The sequence below is a fragment of the Humidesulfovibrio sp. genome, assembly GCF_035560995.1.
Classification (GTDB): domain Bacteria; phylum Desulfobacterota; class Desulfovibrionia; order Desulfovibrionales; family Desulfovibrionaceae; genus Humidesulfovibrio.
In genome coordinates this window covers 1-2,987 of sequence record NZ_DATMYK010000111.1, presented here as the reverse complement: position 1 = coordinate 2,987, position 2,987 = coordinate 1, and the positions used below count along the sequence as shown (strand labels likewise).

Below are 2,987 nucleotides of genomic sequence, written 5' to 3'. Positions count from 1 at the left end.
ACACTCGACCCATGGCCGAGTTCTCCCCACCAGCGGCGGTAGCCGAATACATTTCCGCCTTGCTCGCCAGCGAGCGTCTGGGCAGGCAGGTGTGCCACCACCGCCTGCTGCCAGGGCGCGAGGCCGGGTTCGCCGAGCCCCGGCGGCCCTGGCCCGCGGCTGTGCGCGAAATGCTCGCCGCCCGCGGCATCGACGCATTGTACAGCCACCAGGCCCTGGCCGCGGACCTGGTGCGCGCGGGCAGGCACATCGTGGTGGCCACGCCCACGGCCAGCGGCAAGACCTTCTGCTTCCAGCTGCCCATCATCGAGGCCGTGCTGGCGAATCCGGATTCCCGGGCCCTGGCCGTCTACCCGCTGAAGGCCCTGGCCCAGGACCAGCTGCGCGGCTTCACGGAACTCATCGACGGGCTTGAGGGCGTGCCGGCGGCCCGCCGCCCCACGGCGGCCATCTACGACGGCGACACCAAACCCTCGCAGCGGGCCAAGATCCGCAAGCGCCCGCCCAACCTGCTGCTGACGAATCCCGAGATGCTGCACCTTTCCATGCTGCCGCACCACGGCACCTGGGCCCAGGTCTTCGCCACGCTGACGCATGTGGTGCTGGACGAGGTGCACACCTACCGGGGCGTGCTGGGCGCGCACATGAGCCAGGTGCTGCGCCGTTTGCAGCGCCTATGCCGCTACTACGGCTCGGACCCTGTGTTCGTGTTCTGTTCGGCCACGGTGGGCAACCCGGGCCAGCTGTGCCAACTCCTCACCGGCATCGAGCCCGTGGCCGTGACCGAGAGCTTCGCCCCGGCGGGCGGCAGGCACATGGTTTTTCTGAACCCGGAGGACAGTCCGGCCACGGCCGCCATCCAGTTGTTGCAGGCCGCGCTCTCGCGGGGGCTCAAGACCATCGTGTACGCCCAAAGCCGCCGCATGACCGAGCTCATCGCCCTGTGGGCCAGCGAGAAAAGCGGCCAGTACAAAGACCGCATCAGCGCCTACCGGGCCGGCTTTTTGCCGGAGGAACGGCGCGAGATCGAGGGCCGCATGTCCTCCGGCGAACTCTTGGCGGTCATCAGCACCAGCGCGCTGGAACTGGGCATCGACATCGGCGGACTCGACGTGTGCATCCTGGTGGGCTACCCGGGCAGCGTGATGGCCACCTTGCAGCGCGGCGGCCGCGTGGGCCGGGCGCAGCAGGAAAGCGCCGTCATCCTCGTCGCCCAGGAGGACGCGCTGGACCAGTACTTCATGCGCCACCCGGAGGACTTCTTCGCCCGGCCGCCGGAGAACGCGGTGCTGAACCCGGCCAATCCGGTGATCCTGCCCCGGCACATGGTCTGCGCGGCGGCGGAGCTGCCCCTGGTGCACGGCGAACCCTACCTGGACGGCCCTGGCGCGCGTGAGGCCCTGGCCGGACTGCTGGCGCGCGGCGAGCTGTTGGAAAGTGCGGACGGCAAGGAAATCCTTTCGCCGCGCAAGCGGCCGCACCACAACGTGGACCTGCGCGGCGCGGGCTCGCAAATTTCCATCGAGGACGCGGCCACGGGCGAGGTCATCGGCGCGGTGGATTCGCTGCGCGCCCGGCGCGAGACCCACCCCGGCGCAGTGTACCTGCACCGGGGCCGCACCTGGCTAGTGCAAAGCCTGGACATTCCCGGCGCAACGGCCAAGGTCGGCGCGGCCCGCGTGGGCTACTCCACCCGCGTGCGCAGCAGCAAGGACACGGAGATTCTGGAAATCTACGCCCGGCGCGAGGTGCTGGGCACCCGCGTCAGCCTGGCGCGGCTCAAGGTGACCGAGCAGATCACCGGGTACGAGAAGCGCTCCACCAAGGGCGGCAACCTTTTGGGCATGGTCGCCCTCGACATGCCGCCAAGCGTGTTCGAAACCGAGGGCATCTGGTTCGACGTGCCCGACGAGGCGCGCAGGAAGTCCGAGGCCGAGTACCTGCACTTCATGGGCGGCATCCACGCCTTCGAGCACGCGGCCATCGGCATTTTGCCGCTTCTGGTGATGACGGACAGAAACGACCTGGGCGGCATTTCAACGCCCATGCACGCCCAGACCGGCGGCGCGGCCGTGTTCATCTACGACGGCATGCCCGGCGGCGCGGGACTGACACGCGAGGCCTTCGACCGGGCCGAGGAGCTGCTGGACCGCACCCTGGCCGTGGTGACGGACTGCCCTTGCGAGCTGGGCTGCCCCAGTTGCGTGCACTCGCCCAAGTGCGGCAGCGGCAACCGGCCCATCGACAAGGCCGCCGCGCGCTTCCTGCTGCGCGAGCTGTGCTGCGGCCGGCCCGGAGACGACCGCGCGCCGGACATCAGCCCCCAGGCACCCCAAAAATCGGAGAACACCATGCCCAAAAACGACAGCAGCGGCACCCTGCCCGGCATCTCGGCACCAACTGGCACCGGCCCAGCGATCATCGTGCCCAAACGCTTCGCCGTGCTCGACGTGGAGACGCGCAGAAGCGCGGCCGAGGTGGGCGGCTGGACCCGGCCGGACCTCATGGGCATCAGCATCGCCGTGCTCTACGATTCCGGCACCGACGACTACGTGGACTACCAGGAGCACGAGATTCCCGCCCTGGCCGAGCGCCTCAAGAGCTTCGACCTGGTGGTGGGCTTCAACATCCTGCGCTTCGACTATGGCGTGCTGGCCGGGGCGCACCCCTTCGCCTGGCGCAGCCTGCCCACCCTCGACATGCTGGCCCACGTGCACGAGCGCCTGGGCTACCGGCTGAAGCTGGACAACCTGGCCCAAGCCACGCTGGACGTGGGCAAAAGCGCCGACGGCCTCATGGCCCTGCAATGGTGGAAGGAGGGGCGGCTGGACGAGATAACCAAGTATTGCCGCCAGGATGTGGCCGTGACGCGGGATTTGTACCTCTTCGGCCGGGAGAACCGCTATGTGCTGTTCTCGAACAAGGCCGGGCAAAAGGCGCGTCTGCCCATTTCCTGGTAGAAAGCTCCCGAAAGCGCCCCCGCGCCT

Annotated in this window: 1 protein-coding gene; it reads left to right on the top strand. The window is 68.9% G+C overall.

Features of this window, described 5'->3' with window-relative positions; all coding sequences use genetic code 11:
- Positions 1-11: 11 nt before the first annotated feature.
- Positions 12-2,960, top strand: a complete 2,949-nt coding sequence (locus VN419_RS04340; RefSeq protein ID WP_325644820.1) for a DEAD/DEAH box helicase — start codon at positions 12-14, stop codon at positions 2,958-2,960.
- Positions 2,961-2,987: the final 27 nt, after the last annotated feature.

Excerpts from the sequence above, each read along its gene's own strand:
- VN419_RS04340 (WP_325644820.1), top strand. The coding sequence starts at position 12 with ATGGCCGAGTTCTCCCCACCAGCGGCGGTAGCCGAATACATTTCCGCC.